This is a genomic window from Paraburkholderia steynii (assembly GCF_900100565.1).
Classification (GTDB): Bacteria; Pseudomonadota; Gammaproteobacteria; order Burkholderiales; family Burkholderiaceae; genus Paraburkholderia; species Paraburkholderia terrae.
Genome location: NZ_FNDI01000043.1, coordinates 38,220 through 60,438 on the forward strand (window position 1 = coordinate 38,220; position 22,219 = coordinate 60,438).

At 62.8% G+C, this 22,219-nt stretch carries 22 protein-coding genes; 10 read left to right on the forward strand and 12 right to left on the reverse strand.

Annotation, left to right across the window (positions count from 1 at the left end; genetic code table 11):
• The 6 genes from BLT65_RS42020 to BLT65_RS42045 all read left to right on the forward strand — a co-directional run bounded on the left by BLT65_RS42020 (position 1) and on the right by BLT65_RS42045 (position 4,615).
• On the forward strand, positions 1-591 hold the full coding sequence (locus BLT65_RS42020) for an NUDIX domain-containing protein (protein ID WP_036003845.1): 591 nt from the start codon (positions 1-3) through the stop codon (positions 589-591).
• Positions 592-828: 237 nt separating this feature from the next.
• The gene (locus BLT65_RS42025) at positions 829-1,272 is read left to right on the forward strand and encodes a DUF1178 family protein (RefSeq protein ID WP_042314709.1); all 444 of its coding nucleotides are present in this window, start codon (positions 829-831) and stop codon (positions 1,270-1,272) included.
• Between the two features lie 54 nt (positions 1,273-1,326).
• A complete protein-coding gene (locus BLT65_RS42030; protein ID WP_042314729.1) occupies positions 1,327-2,523 on the forward strand; it encodes an acyl-CoA dehydrogenase family protein in 1,197 nt (398 codons plus the stop codon).
• Between the two features lie 10 nt (positions 2,524-2,533).
• Positions 2,534-3,661, forward strand: coding sequence for an acyl-CoA dehydrogenase family protein (locus BLT65_RS42035; RefSeq protein WP_091789933.1), 1,128 nt, complete (start codon positions 2,534-2,536; stop codon positions 3,659-3,661).
• Between the two features lie 34 nt (positions 3,662-3,695).
• The gene (locus tag BLT65_RS42040; RefSeq protein WP_042314707.1) at positions 3,696-4,154 is read left to right on the forward strand and encodes a MaoC family dehydratase; all 459 of its coding nucleotides are present in this window, start codon (positions 3,696-3,698) and stop codon (positions 4,152-4,154) included.
• Positions 4,151-4,615: a MaoC family dehydratase gene (locus BLT65_RS42045; protein ID WP_091789935.1), complete on the forward strand. Its 465-nt coding sequence runs from the start codon at positions 4,151-4,153 to the stop codon at positions 4,613-4,615. The genes BLT65_RS42040 and BLT65_RS42045 overlap by 4 nt, the downstream gene beginning before the upstream one ends.
• A 26-nt stretch (positions 4,616-4,641) precedes the next feature.
• On the opposite strand, the gene BLT65_RS42050 is transcribed toward BLT65_RS42045, so the two are convergent.
• The 6 genes from BLT65_RS42050 to BLT65_RS42070 all read right to left on the reverse strand — a co-directional run bounded on the left by BLT65_RS42050 (position 4,642) and on the right by BLT65_RS42070 (position 11,678).
• The gene (locus tag BLT65_RS42050; protein ID WP_091789937.1) at positions 4,642-5,343 is read right to left on the reverse strand and encodes a glutathione binding-like protein; all 702 of its coding nucleotides are present in this window, start codon (positions 5,341-5,343) and stop codon (positions 4,642-4,644) included.
• Positions 5,344-6,186: 843 nt separating this feature from the next.
• Positions 6,187-7,404 carry an acyl-CoA dehydrogenase family protein gene (locus BLT65_RS42055; protein ID WP_091789939.1) on the reverse strand — a complete coding sequence of 406 codons (1,218 nt, stop codon included), beginning with the start codon at positions 7,402-7,404 and terminating at the stop codon, positions 6,187-6,189.
• Positions 7,405-7,470: 66 nt separating this feature from the next.
• The gene (locus BLT65_RS42060; protein ID WP_091789941.1) at positions 7,471-8,559 is read right to left on the reverse strand and encodes a phosphotransferase; all 1,089 of its coding nucleotides are present in this window, start codon (positions 8,557-8,559) and stop codon (positions 7,471-7,473) included.
• 33 nt (positions 8,560-8,592) lie between these two features.
• Complete coding sequence (locus BLT65_RS42065) at positions 8,593-9,324, reverse strand: histidine phosphatase family protein (RefSeq protein ID WP_091789943.1); 732 nt, start codon at positions 9,322-9,324, stop codon at positions 8,593-8,595.
• Complete coding sequence (locus BLT65_RS47720; protein WP_042314700.1) at positions 9,321-10,109, reverse strand: oxepin-CoA hydrolase, alternative type; 789 nt, start codon at positions 10,107-10,109, stop codon at positions 9,321-9,323. Before BLT65_RS47720 ends, BLT65_RS42065 begins: the two co-directional genes overlap by 4 nt.
• Positions 10,110-11,678 (reverse strand): 3-hydroxyacyl-CoA dehydrogenase, encoded by a 1,569-nt coding sequence (locus BLT65_RS42070; protein WP_208545891.1) that lies wholly within the window; start codon positions 11,676-11,678, stop codon positions 10,110-10,112.
• Between the two features lie 127 nt (positions 11,679-11,805).
• Here BLT65_RS42070 and BLT65_RS42075 point away from each other — a divergent pair, with 127 nt between their 5' ends.
• Positions 11,806-12,453: a glutathione S-transferase family protein gene (locus BLT65_RS42075; RefSeq protein WP_091789945.1), complete on the forward strand. Its 648-nt coding sequence runs from the start codon at positions 11,806-11,808 to the stop codon at positions 12,451-12,453.
• A gap of 94 nt (positions 12,454-12,547) precedes the next feature.
• Here the strand turns inward: BLT65_RS42075 and BLT65_RS42080 are convergent, their stop codons facing one another.
• Positions 12,548-13,738 (reverse strand): pyridoxal phosphate-dependent aminotransferase, encoded by a 1,191-nt coding sequence (locus BLT65_RS42080; RefSeq protein WP_091789947.1) that lies wholly within the window; start codon positions 13,736-13,738, stop codon positions 12,548-12,550.
• 145 nt (positions 13,739-13,883) lie between these two features.
• Positions 13,884-14,402, reverse strand: a complete 519-nt coding sequence (locus tag BLT65_RS42085) for a putative toxin-antitoxin system toxin component, PIN family (protein WP_091789950.1) — start codon at positions 14,400-14,402, stop codon at positions 13,884-13,886.
• Positions 14,403-14,459: 57 nt separating this feature from the next.
• On the opposite strand from BLT65_RS42085, the gene yaaA reads away from it, so the two are divergent.
• Both yaaA and BLT65_RS42095 read left to right on the forward strand, forming a co-directional pair.
• The gene (yaaA, locus tag BLT65_RS42090) at positions 14,460-15,242 is read left to right on the forward strand and encodes a peroxide stress protein YaaA (protein ID WP_091789952.1); all 783 of its coding nucleotides are present in this window, start codon (positions 14,460-14,462) and stop codon (positions 15,240-15,242) included.
• A gap of 29 nt (positions 15,243-15,271) precedes the next feature.
• Positions 15,272-16,438, forward strand: a complete 1,167-nt coding sequence (locus tag BLT65_RS42095; RefSeq protein WP_091789955.1) for a M14 family metallopeptidase — start codon at positions 15,272-15,274, stop codon at positions 16,436-16,438.
• Positions 16,439-16,561: 123 nt separating this feature from the next.
• Here BLT65_RS42095 and BLT65_RS42100 read toward each other — a convergent pair whose 3' ends face one another.
• The 4 genes from BLT65_RS42100 to BLT65_RS42115 all read right to left on the reverse strand — a co-directional run bounded on the left by BLT65_RS42100 (position 16,562) and on the right by BLT65_RS42115 (position 20,519).
• Positions 16,562-17,242, reverse strand: coding sequence for a BspC domain-containing protein (locus tag BLT65_RS42100; RefSeq protein WP_091789957.1), 681 nt, complete (start codon positions 17,240-17,242; stop codon positions 16,562-16,564).
• Positions 17,243-17,440: 198 nt separating this feature from the next.
• Positions 17,441-18,115, reverse strand: a complete 675-nt coding sequence (locus BLT65_RS42105; RefSeq protein WP_007588105.1) for an energy-coupling factor ABC transporter permease — start codon at positions 18,113-18,115, stop codon at positions 17,441-17,443.
• A 109-nt stretch (positions 18,116-18,224) separates the two neighbouring features.
• Entirely contained in the window at positions 18,225-19,106 is an 882-nt protein-coding gene (locus tag BLT65_RS42110) for a response regulator transcription factor (RefSeq protein ID WP_091789962.1), read from the reverse strand.
• 198 nt (positions 19,107-19,304) lie between these two features.
• Positions 19,305-20,519, reverse strand: a complete 1,215-nt coding sequence (locus BLT65_RS42115) for a DUF2863 family protein (protein WP_091789959.1) — start codon at positions 20,517-20,519, stop codon at positions 19,305-19,307.
• A gap of 260 nt (positions 20,520-20,779) precedes the next feature.
• Between BLT65_RS42115 and BLT65_RS42120 the strand changes: the two genes are divergently transcribed.
• Positions 20,780-21,904 carry an AI-2E family transporter gene (locus BLT65_RS42120; protein WP_042314692.1) on the forward strand — a complete coding sequence of 375 codons (1,125 nt, stop codon included), beginning with the start codon at positions 20,780-20,782 and terminating at the stop codon, positions 21,902-21,904.
• Positions 21,905-22,219: the final 315 nt, after the last annotated feature.

The following is a 22,219-nucleotide window of genomic DNA, read 5'->3' on the forward strand; positions in this document are numbered from 1 at the left end:
ATGGCAGAACTCCCCGATCACGACACCGCACTCAAAGAAACCTGCATCAAGAGCGAAGTCGCCTATCAAGGGCCGTTCATGACGGTCAAATGCGATACCGTGCGCTTGCCCGACGGCAAGCAGGCGACGCGCGAATACGTGCAACATCCCGGCGCCGTGATGGTGATCCCGCTGTTCGACGACGGCCGCGTGCTGATGGAAAGCCAGTACCGGTACGCGATGGGCAAGGTGATGTACGAGTATCCGGCTGGCAAGCTCGATCCGAACGAAGATCCGCTGGCGTGCGCCAAGCGCGAGCTGCTCGAAGAAACCGGCTACACGGCGCGCGAATACATCTATCTGACGCGCGTTCACCCCATCATTTCGTACTCGACGGAATTCATCGACATCTACGTCGCGCGTGGTCTGACGGCGGGCGAGCGCAAGCTCGACGACGGCGAGTTCCTGGAGACGTTCATCGCGAAGGTGTCGGATGTGTCGGAATGGGTGCGCACGGGGCAGTTGAGCGACGTGAAGACGATCATCGGCACGTTCTGGCTGGAAAAGCTGCTGTCGGGCGCGTGGCCGGAGAATGCACCAGAAGCGGACTGACGCTCGCGGGACGCCGCATCCAACGAAAACGGCAGCCTTGCGCTGCCGTTTTTCATTTCCGGCATTCGTCATACACAGCCATTCGAGCGTCGGCGCATCCCGCGCCAACGCGCTAGAATGGCTGATTCTCGTTCGCCACCGCGCCGTCCAGGCGGTAAAAAAAGCAAAAGCATTTAGCGAACGACCGTTCACAAATTTCTATTTTGCGCTAAACTCATACGCAAGCCCTGATTCCACATGAAGGTCCTCGATCTACAGTGCCCGCACGATCATCGGTTCGAAGGCTGGTTCGCTTCGGCCGATGACTTCGAATCGCAGTTGTCCCGCAAGCTGGTCGCATGTCCCATCTGCGGGGCGACGGAAGTGAGCCGTTTGCCGTCGGCGCCGCGCCTGAATCTGTCGGGTGCGACGAGCGCGTCGAACGCGTCGAAGGAAAAAGCGGCGGCGGACGCTGGCGAGCTGCAGGCGCACGTGATGCGCGCGCTGCGCGAGGTGCTGGAAAAGACCGAGAACGTGGGCGACCGCTTTGCCGAGGAAGCACGGCGCATTCACTACAACGAAGCGCCTGCTCGCAGTATCCGGGGCGTCACGACGCCTGAGGATGCGCGAGCCCTCGTCGAAGAAGGCATCGATGTGATGCCGCTGCCTGTACCCGCCGCACTGAAAGAGCCGCTGCAATAACCATTGCTTGCAGTGCTCCTGGCGGCGCTAGGCCGCGGCCAGGAGACACTGCGCATGGACCTGAATTATTCCCCCGCCGACGACGCATTTCGCGCCGACATCCGCGCCTGGCTCGAAGCGAATCTGCCTGACGAGCTGCGCGACAAAGTTCTCAATCACAAGCGCCTGAATCGCGATGACTTCGCGAGCTGGCACAAGCTGCTCGGCCAACGCGGCTGGTCGGCGCCTGCATGGCCTGCCGAATATGGCGGCCCGGACTGGAACGCGACGCAGCGCCATATCTGGGACGAGGAGTGCGCCCAGCTCGGCGCGCCGACGGTGCTGCCGTTTGGTGTATCGATGGTCGCGCCCGTGCTGATGAAGTACGGCAGCGAAGCGCAAAAGCGCCACTACTTGCCGCGTATTCTCGACGGCACCGACTGGTGGTGCCAGGGCTATTCGGAGCCGGGTTCGGGCTCCGATCTGGCATCGCTGCGCACGCGCGCCGAGCGGGTCGGCGATCATTACGTCGTCAACGGCCAGAAGACCTGGACGACGCTCGGCCAGCACGCCGACATGATGTTCTGCCTTGTGCGTACCGACAGCGGCGCGAAAAAGCAGGAGGGCATTTCCTTCCTGCTGATCGACATGAAGACGCCGGGCATCACCGTGCGCCCCATCATCACGCTCGACGAAGATCACGAAGTCAACGAAGTGTTCTTCGAAGACGTAAAGGTCCCCGTCGAAAACCTCGTCGGCGACGAGAACCGCGGCTGGACTTATGCGAAATATCTGCTCGGCCACGAGCGGACGGGTATCGCGCGCGTCGGGCAGTCGAAACGCGAACTCGCGTTCCTCAAGCGCATCGCGCTGAATCAGAAGAAGAACGGCAAGCCCTTGCTGCTCGATCCGCTGTTCGCCGCAAAGGTCGCGAGCCTCGAAATCGAATTGATGGCGCTCGAAGTGACGGTGCATCGCGTGGTCGCGAATGAAGCGGGCGGACGCGGGCCGGGGCCGGAGGCGTCGATGTTGAAGATCAAGGGCACGGAAGTGCAGCAGGGTTTGACGGAGCTGATGTTCGAAGCCGTCGGGCCGCTCGCCGCGCCGTTCGACGTGCCGTTCCTCGAAGGCGAACGCGCGCACAGCATCGCGGGCGACGACGATGCCGCGCCGCTTGCCGCGTACTACTTCAACTACCGCAAGACATCGATCTACGGTGGCTCGAACGAAATTCAAAAGAACATCATCGCGCAGATGATTCTCGGACTGTGAGGAGCGGCGCATGAACTTCAATTTCACCGACGAACAACAGCAATTCGCGGACGCGCTGCGCCGTTATCTCGACAAGCAGTACGGCTTCGAGGCGCGACAGGCGATCGTGCGAACGGAAGCGGGCGTATCGGACGAGCATTGGTCGGCGTTTGCCGAGCTGGGCCTGACCGCGTTGCCCGTGCCTGAAGCGCAAGGCGGCTTCGACGGCGGTGCGGTCGATATGCTGGTTGTGATGCAGGAACTGGGGCGCGCGATTGTCGTCGAGCCGTACTGGTCGACGGCTGTCGGTATCGAGGCGCTGCGGCTGTCCGGCACGGCTGACAGCGAGGATGCCGCGTTGCTCGAACGTGCGGCGCAAGGCGAGAGTAAGCTCGCCGTCGCCTTCCATGAGCCCCACGCGCGCTACGATCTTTTTTCGATCGACACGACGGCGACGCGCGAGGGCAACGGTTACGCGCTGAGCGGCACGAAATCGGTTGTGCAGCATGGCGCGCAGGCCGATCACTGGATCGTTCCCGCGCGGCTCGATGGCGAGATTGCGCTGTTCGTCGTTGCGCGCGACGCGGCGAACACGCAGGTCACCGACTATCGGACGATCGACGGCCAGCGCGCCGCGACGCTTACGTTCAACGCAACGCCGGCGCGCAAGCTGAACGGCAGGCACGCGGGCGCGGCCGCGCTGGAGCACATCGCAGATTACGGTGTCGTGTTGCTGTGCGCGGAGGCGATCGGCGCGCTCGACGCGCTGAATCACGCAACCGTCGAATACACGAAGACGCGCCAGCAGTTCGGCGTGCCGATTGCGCGCTTTCAGGCGCTGCAGCACCGGATGGTCGAGATGCTCATCCACACCGAGCAGGCGCGCTCGGCGACGTATCTCGCCGCCGTGCGATACGGCAGCGACGATGTCGACGAGCGTCGCCGCGCGGTATCGGCGGCAAAAGTGCGCGTGGGGCAAGCGGCGCGCTTCGTCGGACAGCAGGCGGTGCAACTGCACGGCGGCATGGGTGTGACCAACGAGGTCGCGGCCGCGCATCTGTTCAAGCGTCTCGCTATCATCGAAACCACGCTCGGCGACGTCGATCATCATCTGGCGCGCTTTGCCGCGCTGCCGGGCTTCGCAACGGCCGACGCATGAGCGCCGCCGCCAACACATGCAAACGAGGTGAAAGATGGGTTTGAGCTACGAGGACATGGAAGTCGGCAAGTCGTATGAAGTCGGCTCGCACACGTTCACGCGCGACGAGATCGTCCGGTTCGCGGAGCAGTTCGATCCGCAGCCGTTTCACGTCAGCGATACGGGCGCTGCCGCATCGCCGTACGGCACGCTGATCGCGAGCGGCTGGCACACGTGCTCGGTGATGATGGGCATGCTGGTGCGCAACGTGCTGGCGGGCTCGACATCGATGGGCTCGCCTGGCATCGACGATTTGCGCTGGCTCAAGCCGGTGCGCGTCGGCGACACGATCCGGATGATGAACAGCGTGCTCGACAAGCGCGTGTCGGCGAGCAAGCCGGATCGTGGCATCGTGTCGACGGAGTGGCAGGGTTTCAATCAGGACGGTGAACTGGTGATTACCGTGCGCTCGAAGGCGATCTTCGGGCTGCGCAATCCCGGAGCGGCCGCATGACGCCCGAGCTGACGCTCGCTTCGGCCGACGACGTGCGCGCGCTCGTTGGCCAGTCGCCGCGCATGAGCGCGTGGGTCGAGGTCGATCAGGCGAGCGTCGATCGTTTTGCGGTGGCGACGGGCGATCATCAATGGATTCACGTCGATCCCGAACGCGCGAAGCGCGAGTCGCCGTTCGGCGGACCCATTGCGCATGGTTTTCTGACGCTGTCGCTGATCCCCGCGTTGCTCGTCGATACGTTTCGTTTTGAGCAACGCATGGGTGTCAACTACGGGCTCAACCGTGTGCGCTTCACGGCGCCCGTGCCTGTCGGGTCACAGTTGCGCGCGAGCTTCGTTGTCGCGAGCGTGACGAATGTCGAAGAGGGCGGCGTGCAGATCGCGTGGAATGTGACGCTCGAGCGGCAGGGCAGCGAGCGTCCCGTGTGCATTGCGGAGTTCATCACGCGGCACTATTTCTAGTTGCATCCGCCAGCGTCGCGCGATGCTCAGTGCTTGGCGTACTGCGTCGCGCCGAACAGTATTTCCTTCGCTTTTTCGTCCATCAGCGGCACGCGCGCCGACGCGAGCACTTCGACGCCGCGTTGCACGGCGGGACGGGCGGCGATATCTTCATGCCAGCGCTTCACGTTCGGGAACTCGTCGATTTGCAGGCCCTGGTTTTGCCATGAACGCGTCCACGGGAACGTGGCGATATCGGCGATGGTGTAGTCGTCGCCTGCCAGATAGCGCGTCTTGCCGAGCTTGGTGTCCATTACGCCGTACAGGCGTTTTGTTTCGTTCGTGTAGCGGTTGATCGCGTATTCGATCGGTTGCGGCGCGTAGACGCGGAAGTGGTGTGTCTGACCGAGCATCGGGCCGATGCCGCCCATCTGGAACATCAGCCATTGCAGGGTTTCGTAGCGGGCCGCTGGGTCTGTCGGCAAGAACTTTCCGCTTTTTTCGGCCAGGTAGATCAGGATTGCGCCGGATTCGAATAGTGAGAATGGCTTGCCGTCCGGGCGCTTCGGGCCGTCGCTGTCGACTATGGCGGGGATTTTGTTGTTCGGGCTGATTGCCAGGAATTCTTGCGTGAATTGATCGCCTGCGCCGATGTTGATCGGGTGGGCCTTGTATTCGAGGTTCGTCTCCTCGAGCATGATGTGGATCTTGTGGCCGTTGGGTGTTGCCCAGCTGTAGATGTCGATCATTGAATGCTCCGGGTGGGTTGTTTTGTCTGCGACGCTGGGTGGTCCGCTTTGCTTTGCGCTGGCATCCGCGTTACGGTGTTTATGCTTTCGCTGGCATCCGCGATTTGTTATCTAGCTTCACGCGTCGCCCCTGTGCGGGGCGGCACCTACTTTTCTTTGCCGCCGCAAAGAAAAGTAGGCAAAAGAAAGCGGCTCACCCCGCCAGTTCTTGTGTTTGCCTGAGGGCCCCCAACCGGTCCCACACCTCACACGGCAACCTACTTGTTCGCGTTCGTTACCAACGCTCTAATCCAGCGCATCACCCACTTCACGCATCCGCGTTGCAGCATACCGTGCCAGATAGTCCACGGCCGCCCAGGTGGCAAACTGTGTGTAGGCCGTAGTGCCTCACACGCATCACTCCAGACCAATAGCGCACGCGTTCCACCCTGTAAGAGCGCCAAGCTATACGACGCGACAACCTACACACAGTTTGCCACCTGGGCGGCACATACCATTCGCTGCCGCTTGCCCGCGCAAATGCATTCGAAGCGGGTGAGGCGTTTATACAAAGCGTTGGCAACATGCGCCAACAGAGCCGTTGCCGTGTGAAGCGTAAGACCCTGTGGGGGCCCTCACGCAAACACAAGAATTAGCGGTGTTAGCCGCTTTCTTTTGCCTACTTTTCTTTGCGGCGGCAAAGAAAAGTAGGTGCCGCCCCGCACAGGGGCGACGCTTGAAGCTAGATAACGCATCGCGGATGCCAGCGCAAACACGAACAAACCAAACCGCACCACCCACCGCCGCAGACACAAAAAAATTACACCACAGATCCCCAAACCCCGCTGCCGCGCCGCCACCGCATCACTCCGAATACCGCCCAAGCTCAATCTTGGCAATAGCATTCCGATGCACCTCATCTGGCCCATCAGCAAACCGCAACCACCGCGCGGTGGTATAGGCATAAGCCAGAGGAAAATCATCACACATCCCAGCCGCGCCATGCGCCTGAATGGCCCAGTCAATCACCTGACACGCCATGTTGGGCGCAACAACCTTGATCATCGCGATCTCACCGCGCGCGCCCTTATTCCCGACGGTATCCATCATGTAAGCCGTCTTCAACGTCAGCAACCGAGCCTGCTCGATCAGACACCGCGCCTCGGCAATCCGCTCCTGCGTGACCGTCTGCGCCGCAATCGGCTTGCCAAACGCCACGCGCTGCAACGTGCGCCTGCACATCAACTCAAGCGCCCGCTCAGCAAGCCCAATCAACCGCATGCAATGATGAATCCGCCCCGGCCCGAGCCGCCCCTGCGCAATCTCAAACCCGCGACCTTCGCCAAGCAACATGTTCACGGCAGGCACGCGCACGTTATCGAGCGTAATCTCCATATGCCCGTGCGGCGCATCGTCATAACCGAACACGCTAAGCGGTCGATGCACCGTGATACCCGTCGCGTCAGCAGGCACAAGAATCATCGATTGCTGCGCGTGACGCGGCGCGTCCGGATCCGTCTTGCCCATCACGATGAAGAGCTTGCAGCGCGGATCGCCCGCACCCGACGACCACCACTTGTGCCCATTGATCACATACGCGTCGCCGTCGCGCACGATGCTCGTCTGAATATTGGTCGCATCCGATGACGCCACCTCCGGCTCGGTCATCAAAAACGCCGAACGGATCTGGCCTTGCAGCAGCGGCTCCAGCCATTCGCGCCGGTTCTCCTCGTTGCCGTATCGCTCGATCGTCTCCATGTTGCCGGTGTCGGGCGCATTGCAGTTGAACACCTCGGGCGACCACGGCACACGGCCCATGATCTCGCACAGCGGCGCGTATTCGAGGTTCGTCAGACCCGCGCCGCGCTCGGAATCGGGCAGAAACAGATTCCATAAGCCGGCATCGCGCGCTTGCTGCTTCAGTGCCTCGATCAGTTCCGTCGGCACCCACGCGTTGCCCGCCTGGCGGTTGCGAGCGACTTCGGCGGCGTAGGCCTGTTCGTTCGGATAGATGTGCTCGTCGAAGAATGCGAGCAGCTTGTCGCGCAATGCCTGAACCTTCGGGGTGTAGTCGAAATTCATCTTGCCCTCGTGGATGTCGTTGAATCCGGTCTACAGATTGAGTGCGTGGTGCCGCATGCACGTCACTCAGCGCACCTTCTGCGCGTAGCGCCACGCGAGTTCGGCCATCGGTCTCGCGCGCCGTCCCGCGTCCGCGGCCTGTTCGCTCGCTGCCGTGCCGTCGACTACGCGCTTCATGATTCCCTGCAAGATCGCCGCGATGCGGAACATGTTGTACGCGAGGTAGAAGTTCCAGTCGCCGGAAATCGTCAGGCCAGTGCGCTCGCAATAGCGTTGCACGTACCGTGCCTCGTCGGGAATGCCGAGCGCGGCCCAGTCGAGTCCAGCGATGCCGCGAAACTGCGCGGGATCGACATGCCACGCCATGCAGTGATACGCGAAGTCGGCGAGAGGATCGCCGAGCGTCGACAGTTCCCAGTCGAGCACGGCCAGCACGCGCGGTTCGTGTGGATGAAAGATCAGATTGTCGAGCCGGTAGTCGCCATGCACGACGGACGCGCGCTCGCCCGTTCCGGCGGGCATATGTTGTGGCAGCCATTCGATCAGGCGATGCATCGCGTCGATCGGTTCCGTTTCCGACGCCTGATACTGCTTGCTCCATCGGCCGATCTGGCGCGCGAAGTAGTTGCCGGGCTTGCCGTAGTCCGCAAGTCCAACCTTGTCGACATCGACGCTATGCAACGCGGCGATCACGCGGTTCATCTCGTCATAGATCGCGCCGCGTTGCGCCTGTGTCATGCCGGGCAGCGACGGGTCCCACAGCACGCGTCCCTGAACGAACTCCATCACGTAGAACGCGCGGCCGATCACACTTTCGTCCTCGCACAACGCAAGCATCTTCGCAACGGGGACGTCAGTGTCGCGCAGCGCATGCATCACGCGATACTCACGCTCGATCGCATGCGCGGACGGCAGCAGTTTCGCCGATGGACCAGGCTTCGCGCGCATCACATAAGCCCGCGTCGGGGTGATCAGTTTGAAGGTCGGATTCGACTGGCCGCCCGCGAACTGTTCGAGCGTCAGCGGCCCGGCGAAGTCTTCGACATGTCGCGCGAGCCACGCGGAGAGTGCGTCGATGTCGATGCGTTGCCGTTCGCTGATGGGCCGCGTGCCTTCAAAAGCGGAGTAGTCGGTAGGTGTCGCGTCTTGCGGCATGTCTCCTCCGTTGGGTGAACGATGATCGACCTGCTAGCTGCGCCTGGTTTGAATGAATTGCGCGTAAAGCATTTCCATCGATGTGTTGCGCGCGTCGCGGTGCAAAGGAGAGGGCGGTGCATGATTGATCATGCGCACCAGCCAGTCGCGCGGCGCTGCGCCGATGTCGAGCGCATTGATGCAGCCCGTCGCCTGCGCGAGATGGCCGAAGAACGTGCGGCCGCCCGTCGTGATCGCATGCGACAGAATCGCGCGATTGACGCCGCCATGCAGCACGAGCAGCGCGACGTCCCACGATGCGTCGGCGCGTAGCGCGGCTAGCGCCGGCAGCACGCGGTCGAACAGTTCGCCGATCGTCTCACCGCCGAGAAACTGTACGTCCTCGGCAACGATGCCGTCGAACGCGCCGATGAATGCCGCTTCGAGATCATAGGCGGGAATCGAGCCTGGTTTTCCGCCGCGTATTTCTTCCCACGCGGGCTCGATGTCGATCTCAGTTCGCTCGCCCATTTGCGCGAGCACGCGCTGTGCCGTCTCGACCGTGCGCGGCAAGCCGCTCGCGATCACGCGATCGAAGCGTACGTTCTGTTCGGCGAACGCGCGGCCTGCGGCATCGGCCTGCTCGCGGCCTTTTTCATTGAGCGGCACGCGCTCCGGGTCGATCGTGCTGCCCGACGCATCGAAGTACGTGACGTCGCCGTGCCGCATCAGATAGATGCGGCGGCGCTTCGGCAACTGATAGCCGGACCCGGTCGGCGTGCTCATTTGTAGTTGGGCGCGCGCTTTTCGAGGAACGCAGTGATGCCTTCGAGCCCGTCGCGATGATGCAGCGACGCGACGAAGCTGTCGCGTTCGGCAACGAGATGCTCGGGCAGCGATTGCGCGCCCGCTGCCGCGATCAGTCCTTTGATGCGCGCCTTCGCGTTCGGCGAGATCTTGCCGAGATCGTCGGCCCACGCGATCGCCGTATCGCGCGCGGCGCCCGGTTTCACGAGCCGGTTGACGACGCCGAGGTCATACAGACGCTGCGCGCCGATCGGCTTGCCTTCGATCAGTACTTCCGTCGCAACCTGACGCGGCAACGCGCGCGCGAGGAACCAGGAGCCACCGCCATCCGGCGTGAGGCCAACGCGTGCGTAAGACATCACGAATTTCGCGTCGTCGGCGGCGACGATCAGGTCACACGCGAGCGCAAGCGAAAAGCCCGCGCCCGCTGCCGCGCCTTCGACGGCCGCGATTACCGGTTTCGACGACGCCTGCAACGCGGCAATCCATTCGCCGAGCAGATCGATGCTTTGCGCCTGCACGGACGGATCTTTCGCGCGGTTTTCGAGCAGCCGGTTCAGGTTGCCGCCCGCGCAGAAGAAGTTGTCCGCGCCCGTGATGACGACCGCGCCGATCGACGCATCGCGCTCGGCCGTGTCGATCGCTTCGATGCCGGCGGCGTACATGTCCGGGTGCATCGCGTTGCGCGCGCCCGGGTTCGACAGGGTCAGCACGAGCGTCGATTCGCTTTCGGCTGGGCGGGAGGCGAGCAGTTCGGCGGCCATTTATGCAGTCTCCTTTGAGTTGTTCTGATCGGCGGCGTCGGCTTGCGTGAGCGACATGCCGAGTTGCGCGCGGCGAGCGAGCCACGGCGACGGACGGTAGCGTGGATCGCCGAGCACGCTGAACATGTTGCGCAGAATCGTCAGGATGGTCTGCGCGCCGAGCGCATCGCCGAGTGCGAGCGGCCCGCGCGGATAGCCGAGGCCGAGCGTCACGGCGAGATCGATGTCCTGCGGCGACGCAATCTGACGCTGCGCGATATCGCAGCCGATGTTGACGATCGTCGCGACCACGCGTTGCGCGACGAAGCCCGTCGAATCGCGGATCACCGTGACGGGCACGCCGTCGTGCGCGAAGAGGGCGTGCGCGGAATCGCGCGCGGCGCGTGTGGTGGCGGGCGTGGTCATCAGCGTGCGGCGTTTCGCGTCGACGAGCGGGAAGAGGGTGTCGATGGCAACGACGCGGCTCGCGTCGAGGTTCTCATCGAAAGCCGCCGTGGTCGCGTCGAAGCCGAGCGGCGTCACGACGATCAGCGAATCGGCGGCGGGCGTCGCGCCTTCGTCCACGGTGACGCCGGTCTTCGCGACGAGCGCGAGCACTGCGTCGCGCGCAGCGTGTACGCGCGCGCTGATCCAGACGCGCTTCGGCAGTTCGGTCGGCGCGGGTGCTTCGGCAGGCGCCTGCTGCTTGCCGTCGACATACACATAGAAGCCTTCGCCCGCCTTGCGTCCGATCAGCCCGCCCGCGAGCCGCGTGCCTGTGATCGGCGACGGCGTGAAGCGCGGTTCCTCATAGAACTGGTGATAGATCGATTCCATCACGGGATGCGACACATCGAGGGCGGTCAGATCGAGCAGTTCGAACGGCCCGAGACGAAAGCCCGCCTGCTCGCGCATGATGCGGTCGATATCGACGAAGCTCGCGACGCCTTCGTCCGCGACGCGCAAACCTTCCGTATTCATGCCGCGGCCCGCGTGATTGACGACGAAGCCGGGCATATCCTTCGCGCGCACGGGCGTGTGGCCCACGCGGCGCGCGAGATCCATCAGCGCATCGCCGGCGGCGGGATCGCTGCGCAGGCCGTCGATCACTTCGACAACCTTCATCAGCGGCACCGGGTTGAAGAAGTGATAGCCGACTACGCGCGATGGATCGGCGCACGCGGCCGCAATCGCAGTGATCGACAGCGACGACGTATTCGACGCGAGAATGCAGCGCTCGCTGACGATGCCTTCGAGTTCCTTGAAGAGCGCGCGTTTCACGTCGAGCTTTTCGACGATCGCCTCGACGACGAGGTCGCAGTCTTTGAGTTCGTCGATCGCAGTCGCGCCCGTCACGTTCGCGAGCGCGGCGAGCGAGCGCGAGTTGTCGAGCTTGCCTTTGGCGACCAGCTTCGAGAACGTGTCGGACAGATAGTCGCGCGCCGCGCCGATGGCAGCGGCATTCGTGTCGTAAAGCCTGACCGTGAGGCCCGCGAGCGCGGCGATCTGCGCGATCCCGCGTCCCATCGCGCCCGTGCCGACGATGCCGACAGTTTCGATGCTGTATTGGCGAGAGGTGTTCGGTGACATGATATGACTCACTCCATGATTATTCTAAAATAGTACGTTCGTTTCAATTTGTCGTGTCCGCGTGCATGCGCGTGAGCCGCGACGAATTGCAAGCGACTTTCGACAACCATCCGCAGGGAGACACCGGATGATCAAGCTGCACGGTTTTGCGCTGTCCAACTATTACAACAAAGTGAAGTTTGCGCTGCTCGAATTCGGCATTCCGTTCGAGGAAGTGTGCGTTGAGTTCAGCCAGGACGAGGCGATGCTCGAACACTCGCCGCTCGGCAAGGTGCCGTACATCGTGACGGAGCATGGCAGCCTGTGCGAGTCGCAGGCGATCATCGAATATCTGGCCGCTGCGTTTCCCGAGAAAGCGATGTTTTCGCGCGATCCGTGGGAAGCCGCGAAGGAGCGTGAGCTGATCACGTTCGTCGACGTGCATCTCGAACTGACGGCGCGCAATCTGTACAAGCAGGCGTTCTTCGGCGGCACGATCACCGACGCCACGAAAGGGCGCACGGAGAAGCTGCTGATCCATCACATCCGCGGCTTCAGGCGGCTTGCGAAGTTCACGCCGTATCTGCGCGGCGAGCAGTTCAGCATCGCGGACGTGGCGGGCTTCGTGAGCCTGCCGCTCGTCGGCATGGCGACGCAGGCGGTTTACGGGCGCGATTTTCTGCTCGATGTCGGCATCGACTGGAAGCCGTACGTGAAGGCGATCAATGCACGACCGGCCGCGCAGCGCGTGACGGAGGATCGCAAGGCCTATATGGAGGCGCAAAAGAAGAAGTGAGCACGCGGCTTGTCCGGGTGCCGGACAGGCGCCTCGTTGCTCCGCGCGCGATGACGAAGAACCGGGGTTCGTTCGTAGCATCGCGCGCGCCATCTCAGAGACGCGCCAGCCGTTCGAGCGCGGTGGCGAGCGTGTCTTCTTTCTTCGCGAAGCAGAAGCGCACGACGCCCGATTCATGTGACTCGTGATAGAACGCCGACACGGGAATGGCGGCCACACCGATCTCGCTCGTCAGCCACTGCGCGAATTCGGCTTCGGGCATGTCGCTGATGGCCGAATAGTCGACGCACTGGAAATACGTGCCCGTACACGGCAACAGCTTGAAGCGCGATTGCGCGAGACCGGCGCGGAAAAAGTCGCGCTTCTTCTGATAGAAGGCGGGCAGGTTCAGATACGGCGCCGGGTCCTGCATGTAGTGTGCGAGGCCGAGCTGCATCGGCGTGTTGACAGTGAATATGTTGAACTGGTGGACCTTGCGGAATTCCGCCATCAGCGCGGCGGGCGCGGCCACGTAGCCGACCTTCCAGCCTGTCACGTGATAGGTCTTGCCGAAGCTCGACACGACGAAGCTGCGCTGCGCGAGTTCCGGATAGCGCGCCACGCTTTCGTGCGGCGCACCGTCGTAGACCATGTGTTCGTACACCTCGTCGGACAGGATCAGCACATTCGTGCCGCGCACGATGTCCTCGAGCTTCTTCATGTCGTCCGCGCGCCAGACGGTGCCCGTCGGGTTGTGCGGCGTGTTGATCAGGATCATGCGCGTTTTCGGCGTGATCGCTGCGGCGAGTTTGTCGAACGGGATTGCGTAGTCGGGCGCTTCGAGCGTGACGAACACGGGCTTGCCGCCCGCCAGTTCGATCGACGGCAGATAGCTGTCGTAGGTCGGCTCGACGACGATCACTTCATCGCCCGGATGGACCGCGCACAGGATCGCTGTCAGAAGCGCTTGGGTCGCGCCTGCCGTCACCGTGATTTCGGTCGTGGCGTCGTAGCGGCGTCCGTACAGGCTTGTGATCTTGTCGGAGATCGCCTGGCGCAGCGGCGCGACGCCTGCCATCGGCGGGTACTGGTTGTGGCCTTCGCGCATCGCGTTGGCCACGGCATCGACGATGCGCGGATCGCAATCGAAATCCGGGAAGCCCTGGCCGAGATTGACCGCGTTCTTTTCCGCGGCGAGCGCGCTCATCACGGTGAAGATCGTCGTGCCGACGTTCGGCAGACGGGACGGGAACGATGGGGGCATGGTGGTCATAGGCGTGGTCGTCAGATCGTGCGGTGCGTTCATGTCACAGTGCAGATGCGGTCGTAGTCGTTGATGCCGTTGTGGTCAGGCGTGAAGCTCGATTGTAGGGAAAATCCGCGCGGCGGTTGGCTGTGCCGCCCGGTAGCGCGTCGCGTCCCGTCCCGTCGGCGGACTGCGCGGGCGCGCGTCAGGCCTCGACGGGCGCTTCGGCCGTCAGCGCACATTCGGCGACGAATGGCGCGGGCTGCGCGATCCGGAAACCGAAATCGCGCGCAATCCGTTTAGCGAGCTTCAGCACCGCGCGATCCTTCGAGACCAGCCAGTCCGCCTGCATCGCATAGGCGAGTTCGAGAAACTTCTGATCGTCGCGGTCTTTACATTTGGGCAGCGGGGGCACATTTTCGGCGGGCGCGGGCGGCTCGACCAGTGTCGACAGCCGCGCGAGCGTCGCGAGCGCGGCGGCTTTGTCGACGGCGCGCTTGACGAACTGCGGATAGTCGAGCACGTACGCCAGTTCGGCGAGGCAGCGCGCGTCGATCAGCGCGCGCAGCGCGCCGCTTTCGAGCGCGGCGAGAATGGGGCGCGTGTGCGGATCGTCGAACACGAGAATGTCGATCCACACGTTCGAATCGAGCACGACGGCGGGTGCCGCCGCGTTTCTTGCGGCAGGCGCGTTCTGTTCAGGCAAGGCAGGGGTTTCGGGCATTCGTTACAATCTGGCTTTCGTCTTTGACCGCCAGGCACGGCGTGCCTGAAAGCCTCTATGATAATCGTTCTGTCGCCGGCCAAATCGCTCGACTACGACACCCCGCCGCACGTCAAGAAGCACACGATCCCCGATTTCGTCGATGACGCCGCCGAGTTGATCGGCGATCTGCGCCGTCTGTCGCCGCAAGACATCGCGTCGCTGATGGACATTTCCGATCAGCTCGCGCATCTGAATTTCCAGCGTTATGCCGACTGGTCGCCGAAATTCGACACGTCCAATGCGAAGCAAGCCGTGCTCGCGTTCAACGGCGACGTGTACGAAGGCTTCGACGCGAAGTCGCTGTCCGCATCCGATCTCGACTATGCGCAGCAGCACGTGCGCGTGCTGTCGGGCCTTTACGGTCTGCTGCGTCCGCTCGATCTGCTGCAGCCGTATCGGCTCGAAATGGGCACGCGCTTCGAGAACCGGCGCGGCAAGGATCTGTACGCGTTCTGGGGCGAGCGCATCACGCAGGCGCTCAACCGGCAACTGGAAAAGAAGCAGGACGGCTCGCGCGTGCTGATCAACTGCGCGTCGACGGAATATTTCAAGTCGGTCAAGCCGAAGAAGCTCGCTGCGCCCGTCATCACGCCCGTATTCGAGGACTGGAAGGGCGGGCGATACAAGATCATCAGTTTTCACGCGAAACGCGCGCGCGGTCTGATGGCGCGCTATCTGGTGGAGAATCGCTTCGAAACGCCGGAGCAACTCAAGGATTTCGACGCTGAAGGCTACGCATTCGAAGCCGATGCTTCGAACGATTCCACCTACGTCTTTCGCCGGCGCATCGCGGACTGACGCCGCGCCGAACCAGCAGGAATACCAACATGACGCTATCCATTACCAGCAATTTCGACGCAGGCGCGATCGAAGTCCTGTCCTGCGCGCAGGCCGACAACATCCGCTTGCGCGTGCGTCCGGACAGCCACGCCGACTTTGCGCAGTGGTTCTATTTCCGGCTCTCGGGCGCGCGCGGCGAGCGCTGCGTGATGACGTTCGAGAACGCCGCCGACTGCGCGTTCGCCGACGGCTGGCGCAACTATCAGGCGTGCGCGAGCTATGACCGCGTGAACTGGTTTCGCGTGCCGACGTCGTACGACGGCCGCGTGCTGACCATCGATCACACGCCGGATTTCGACCGCATCTATTACGCGTACTTCGAGCCGTATAGCGAAGAGCGTCATTCGGAATTTCTCGGCGCAGTTCAGCAGATGCCGCATGCGGCGCTGACGGAACTGGGCAAGACGGTCGAAGGCCGGCCGATGTCGCTGCTCACGCTCGGCGCGCCGACCTTGCTCGAAGACGGCACGCTGAAGCCGAAGAAGATCATCTGGATCATCGCGCGCCAGCATCCGGGCGAGACGATGGCCGAGTGGTTCGTCGAAGGCCTGGTGAAGCGGCTCGCGGGGTGGGGCGACTGGTCGGGCGATCCTGTCGCGCGCAAGCTCTTCGATTACGCCGACTTCTACATCGTGCCGAACATGAACCCGGACGGCAGTGTGCATGGCAATCTGCGCACGAATGCGGCCGGCGCGAACCTGAATCGCGAATGGATGGAACCGGACGCCGCGCGCAGCCCCGAAGTGCTGCTCGTGCGCGACGCGATTCATGCGACGGGCTGCGATCTGTTCTTCGACATTCACGGCGACGAAGCGCTGCCGTATGTGTTCGTTGCGGGCTCGGAGATGCTGCCGAGCTTCACCGAGCGCCAACGTCAGGAGCAGACGGCCTTCATCGAGAACTTCAAGCGCGCGAGTCCCGATTTCCAGGACAAGTACGGTTATGAAGCGAGCAAGTATCGGCAGGATGCGCTCAAGCTCGCGTCGAAGTACGTCGGCAACGAGTTCGGTTGTCTGTCGCTGACGCTGGAGATGCCGTTCAAGGACAACGCCAATCTGCCCGACGAACGCGTGGGCTGGAACGGCGAGCGCAGCGCGTCGCTCGGCGCGTCGATGCTGCAGGCGATTCTGTGGCATATGGAGACGTTTGCCTGACGTGTATCGTTGATGCGCGGTAAAGGTATGTAAAAAAGCGAGGCCACGCATCGTGCGTGGCCTCGCTTATTTTGCTCGCGTGAATTGCCTGATCCGATGGTCGGATCAGGCGATGGCGCGACCTCAATGTGTCTTCTTCGTGGTCGACTTTTTCGCACTCGCTTTAGCGTTCGTCTTCGCGGCGCTGCTCTTGGTCGTCACGGCCTTGCCTGACGATTTGGTCGACTTCTTGTTGCCCGACTTGTTCGTCGTGCCTTTCGACTTGCCCGAGTTCTTCTTCGAACCCTTGCCGCTGACGGCGTGCTTGCCCTTCGCCGTGTTCGAGCCCGACGACGCCGTGCTTCGCGAGCGCAACGGCGGCACGGGGTCGTTCCAGCTGAACGCGAGCATCTGCGCGCCGACGTAGCCGCAGCGGAACTTGAGCTGCGCCGGGTCGCCGCCGCCTTGCGGAACGCCCAGGCCTTCGACGGTCACGACACTGTCGACCTTGACCTTCTGCTTGCCTTCGTCGAACGAATCGTTCCAGGGCGTGACGGCTGCGTGCGCGCTATCGAATGAGCTGGGCGGAAACTCGACGTGATCGAAAGCCGTCGATGTGCTCGCGACGAAGTTGCCATGCGCGGCGCAATCCGCAACGAGCGGATCGGCGTGCATATCGTTGATGAATTTGCTGACGAGGTCGTTGTGCTGCCCGAGTTGATCGGCGAAGGCAGGCAGCGAGCATGCGAGCGACGCGCTCGCAACCCACACCGCCAACCGGCCGACCAACCGCGGCAATCGGCGCGGTGCGTTGGTGCGATCCATCTATCTATGGTCAATGCTATGAAGACGTCAGGCACATAAGATGCCCGTCTGCAGGAAGGAGTTCAATCCTGGCACAAATATTTTCTCGTGTCGTGGTGAGGAGGCTCAACGAGCGAGAGATAGGCGGATGTTGCATGCATGGGCGAACGAGCCGGACAGGCGCATTCATCTCGATGCCGGTGCAGTGCAATTGAGGGATCAGGTGCGCGGGCCACCGAGGCGATAGCGGCGCACATCATAAGTCGTGACCCACGCGGGACGATAGACGGCGATCAGTGCCGTCGACATACCCGTGAACCACGATTCACCAGACGCAAGCAGGAACACGCTAAACGCATAGCCGGCCGGGATCACGGACATCGAACCGTCGGCGAGCGCGATATGCGTTGCCAACGCAACGGCCGATGCCACCGTAACCGCGATGGCGGGCGACACGAAGCCCTGGCCGAAGATGAACATGAAGAGATTGCGCGGCAGCCACGCGATGCATGCGCGTTGCAGGAGCGTCGATACGCCGACGGGCACTGCGCCGAACACGAGGAAGGTGAGCGCGATGCCTTGCCAGGGCGCGTCGAAGACGACGGCGGCAAGCCCCGTCACGATGGCCATCGCAATGAGCGCAAGCCCCCAGTCGAATAGCGTGACGACGAGCGTTGCACCGAGCAGGTGAATCACCGTGCCATCTTCGAGCCATGCGTTGGTCGCCCACAGCACCGATACGGCCACGATTATGGCGAGCCACACATGCTGGAGCACGGGTTCCTGCAAGCGCTTGAACGGGTTCTTCCAGAGTGCGAGCGCGAGCAAAGCCACAGCGGCGATCCAGCCACCGACAGCGACCCACAACGGAAGCGGTGTGTAGAGGAAACCCATGTCTTCATATTACTCGTTGAATAGCGAAACGTGTGAGCGGATTCCATGCCAGCGATGATTTATGTCTATTCACGGTGGATTCCTTTCGACCTTTACACCCGTTGCATCTTTACATCGCGCCATCGTCGCGTTCCGGGCGCTTGCGCCGTATGTCGTAGGGCGTCGTCGCTTCGGCGGCCATCGGCAGTGCGCCGGTAGTGTCGTTGGCAGGCAACGGATAGCGGAAAGTTCGCGGCTTGCGCTGGCGCAGTGGCGTGACGTTGGACGTCACGCGCGCCGGCCGCTGGATGCGATTGTGCCCGCTGCGCAGCACTTCGAGTTGCGCGGTGAGCCAGCCGTTGTAGATCGCGACGGCGGCGGCGCGGTTCGGTGCGCCCAGTTGCTGGAAGATCGTCGCTAAATGGATTTTCACGGTGCCCTCGCTGATGCCTAACGCGCGAGCAATCATTTTATTCGTACTGCCCATGTGTACGCAGCGCATGATCTGTTCTTGCCGCGGCGAAAGGCCGCCGCCAAGGCGTGGCCGCTTTGGCGGCGCGACCAGTTCGAGCGGGCGCGCGTCGTTCAGTGGACGCACCAGCTTGCCGGATGGCGTAGGTGCATCGAACGAAAGTGCGCCCGCAGGGATGTAGTGGACGCCCAGCAAAACCATTTCCAGCGCGCGCACGATCACGCGTGGATCCGTGGAGCGCGGAATCACGCCGAGTACGCCTTTCTCGACGAACGCGCGCACATGGGCGGGCGAGATGTCGTCGACCAGCACGGCGACGGGCAGGCCGGGATGGTTGGCGAGCAACGTGCGGGCGTCGAGGGGCGACATCCAGTCCTCCCAGTCGATCAGCAGCAGGTCCGGTTGCAGGCGGCGCAGCGTGCGCTCGACCTGCTGCCAGTCCTGCGCTTCGCCGAACCGTGCTTGCCGGTCGATCTGCCGTAAGAGTGTCTTGAGTCCTTCCCTGCGTTCGGCGTCTGAGTTGAAAACTGAAAATCGCATGCATTGCCTCCTGATCGATCGGTCGTGGCGGCGCGATGCACGCAACGATTTCGTCGTCGCGCAGCGATGCACCATCGTGTCGATGATGACAAATTCCCAGTCGCGTGGCGGCCTGTCCAGGTGGCATAGGACGAGTGCCATGAAAAAAGCCCCGCACGCGGCGGGGCTTGATTCGATGCAGAGAAAACTCTGAAGTGATCAGTGGAAATGTGGCTGAGCGGGCTCGGCATCTTCCGGCATTTCGGCGTGAACAATCTCGCCGAGCGGGTCCGCATAAAGTGGGACGCCGCAGTCGTCACAATATTCAGGCTCGAAGCGGCCAGCGTGACGGCGGATATCGGTGATGCCCGTTTCTTTCAGCAACGCGACGATGTCTTCGAGCGGACCTTCGGTCGCCATCGCCTCTTGCGGTTCTTCGTCGATACCCGGGTCGCCGTTCTCGCGGCCGTACAGCGGCCACACGACGCCGTAGATCACGTCGTTGCTGCCGCGGCGTGTAAAGCCGATCCGGTATTCGTCGATGCGCCGCTCGCCGAAGCCCGCAACCACTGCGCGCAGTTCGTCGGGTGTCGCGCCGATCGTGTCGAACAGATAGCGCACCGCGGTGCGTACGGTGTGCGGGCGCACGCGCTCGTCGGCGTCACGGCAGGCCGAGTAGTAGGCGTCCGGCAACAGGCATTCGAACTCGCAACCGGGCAGCACAACGGCCAGATTGGCGCCGCCTTGCGTCGCCCATTGCTCGAGGCACTGGCCGCGCTCGATGCGCGAGCCACCTTCTTCTTCCTGCCAGCGGAACACCGGCGCGCCGACGGGCGCTGCGACGACGGCCAGCACGAAACGCGGATCGGCCAGGATGGGCGACGTTTCCGGCAGTTCGCCAAAGTTGATTTTCGCGTTGCCGCCGCCGACGGCTGCTTGCGCCAGTTGCTGCGCGAGGCGCCAGGTTTCGACGTGGTGACGCGGCAACTGGTCGATGCTATACATAAAGGGCGCCATCGCGACGCGCGTGTCGGCTGCAAGCACATGTGCCTGCAGATGGGCGCGCAGTGCGTCGGCCGCGTCGCCTTTGAGCGAGCCAGACGGAATGGCGTAGCGCGTCCAGGCCAGCACGGGCGCGGCGATCAGCAACGCTTCGTACTGGACGCCATCGTGCTCGACGATCAGCGACTCGCTATGCGTTTCGGCCATGTCGGCAAGGGCGCCGTAAGCGTCCGGATGATTCTGCTGCAGATGGTCGAGCGCGGCGTCGAGCGTCGTCTGGTTGCCGTTGCGGACTATTTTCGCGAGCAGTGCGTCGAGCTTGGATTCCCAGAAGCGGTCTTCGGTGCGGCTGCCCGACGCGAAGAGCGCGAGCGACAGACCGACCAGCTTGTCGGCATCGGGAGGGAGACGTTTGGCGATTCGCGAGCGCATAAATCCGGAGGTTGTGTGCAGAGAACCATATATTCTAGTCGTTTCTTCGTCGACATATTATCGACACGCACTGCTGGCAGTGAATCGCCCGCAGTGTGGGCTTGTCAGTCTGTGAAGGGCTTGCTCGTGGCGGCTGTCCGTCGGTGTCTTTTGTTGCGGTCGCGGCTTTCGCCTGAGCTTTCCTATACTCGTTCTGCAGACGTTTCGGTGTCTGTGTGGCGTTCGTTCAGATCAGCGTGGGATCGTGTCGGGGGTGGTGCATGGTGAAGTCGGACCAACTGATCGAGCGGCTGGCTGCCGTGTTTGCGTTGCTGCTGCTGGTCGGCGGCTCGCTGCTGGTGCTGGCGCCGTTCACGACCGCGCTGCTGTGGGGCGCGATTCTCAGCTATAGCTCGTGGGGCTTGTACTGCAAGCTGTCGCAGACCCTCGGCGGGCGGCGCAAGTGGGCGGCGACGCTGATCGTGCTCATCATTCTGGTCGTCGTGCTGGGCCCCTTCGTGTACGCGGGGTTCGCGCTGGGCGCGCATACCAAGGACATCACCGCGTTCGTGCAAAGGCTGACGGATTCGGGACTGCCCGATCTGCCCGATTGGGTCGCGCGGATTCCGCTCGTCGGTTCGAGCATCGAATCGTTCTGGGAGCGCGTGACCAGCAGCAATTCCGAGATGGTTGCGCAACTGCGTGTGCTGGCTGCACCGGCGGGCAAGTGGGTTCTCGCGGCGGCGCTTGCCGTCACGCATGGGCTGGGACTGCTCGCGCTCAGCATCATTCTCACTTTCTTCTTTTATACGGGCGGCGAGGGCGCGGCGGCATGGCTCAACGCTGGCATGCGGCGCATCGCCGGCGAGCGCGCCGACTATCTGCTGGCGTTGGCGGGCAGCACGGTGAAGGGGGTGGTGTACGGCATCTTGGGAACGGCGTTGGTGCAGGGCGTGCTGGCTGGCTTTGGCTGCTGGATCGCGGGCGTGCCGACGCCGGCGTTGCTCGGGCTCGCGACGTTCTTCCTTTCTGTGATTCCGGGCGGCCCGGTCGTGGTGTGGCTGCCCGCCGCGATCTGGCTGTATCACGGCGGCGAAACGGGATGGGCGATCTTTCTCGTGGTGTGGGGCGTGATAGTGGTGGGCATGTCCGATAACGTCGTCAAGCCTATCCTGATCGGCAAGAGCAGCGACATGCCGCTGATTCTCGTGATGCTCGGCATTCTGGGCGGCGCGTTCGCGTTTGGCTTCCTCGGCGTGTTTATCGGGCCGACGCTTCTCGCCGTGGCTTATACGGTGCTGCACGACTGGACGATCGGTTCGCCCGATGCTCGTGAACTGGCCGCGAAGGCGGGCGGAAAACCGGCAGACCCTGTGGCGCGAGTGGAGAAGGCGCGGGAGGAATGATTGTTCCGGTCGCTTTCGAAAAAATCTTTGCGTCACACCCTTGTCACGGGGCACGGGATGGCCTAAGATTCGCGTCCTCGTTGAGCCGCAGGCAGTTGGGTGCGACGCAACGGGGCCGCGGCAGAAACGGCGCGGTCGTGAAGTCGGCAGGGTTTTTCAGGCGATGCTAAAAAAAACCGGTTGACGAAACGAAAAAGGTTCTTCATAATCTCGTTTCTCTGCTGCTGACGCAGCAACGTGGTGAAAGCAAGGCGCTTCCCGCGAATGTTCTTTAACAATCAACAGCCGATAAGTGTGGGTGCTCGATGGCGGCGC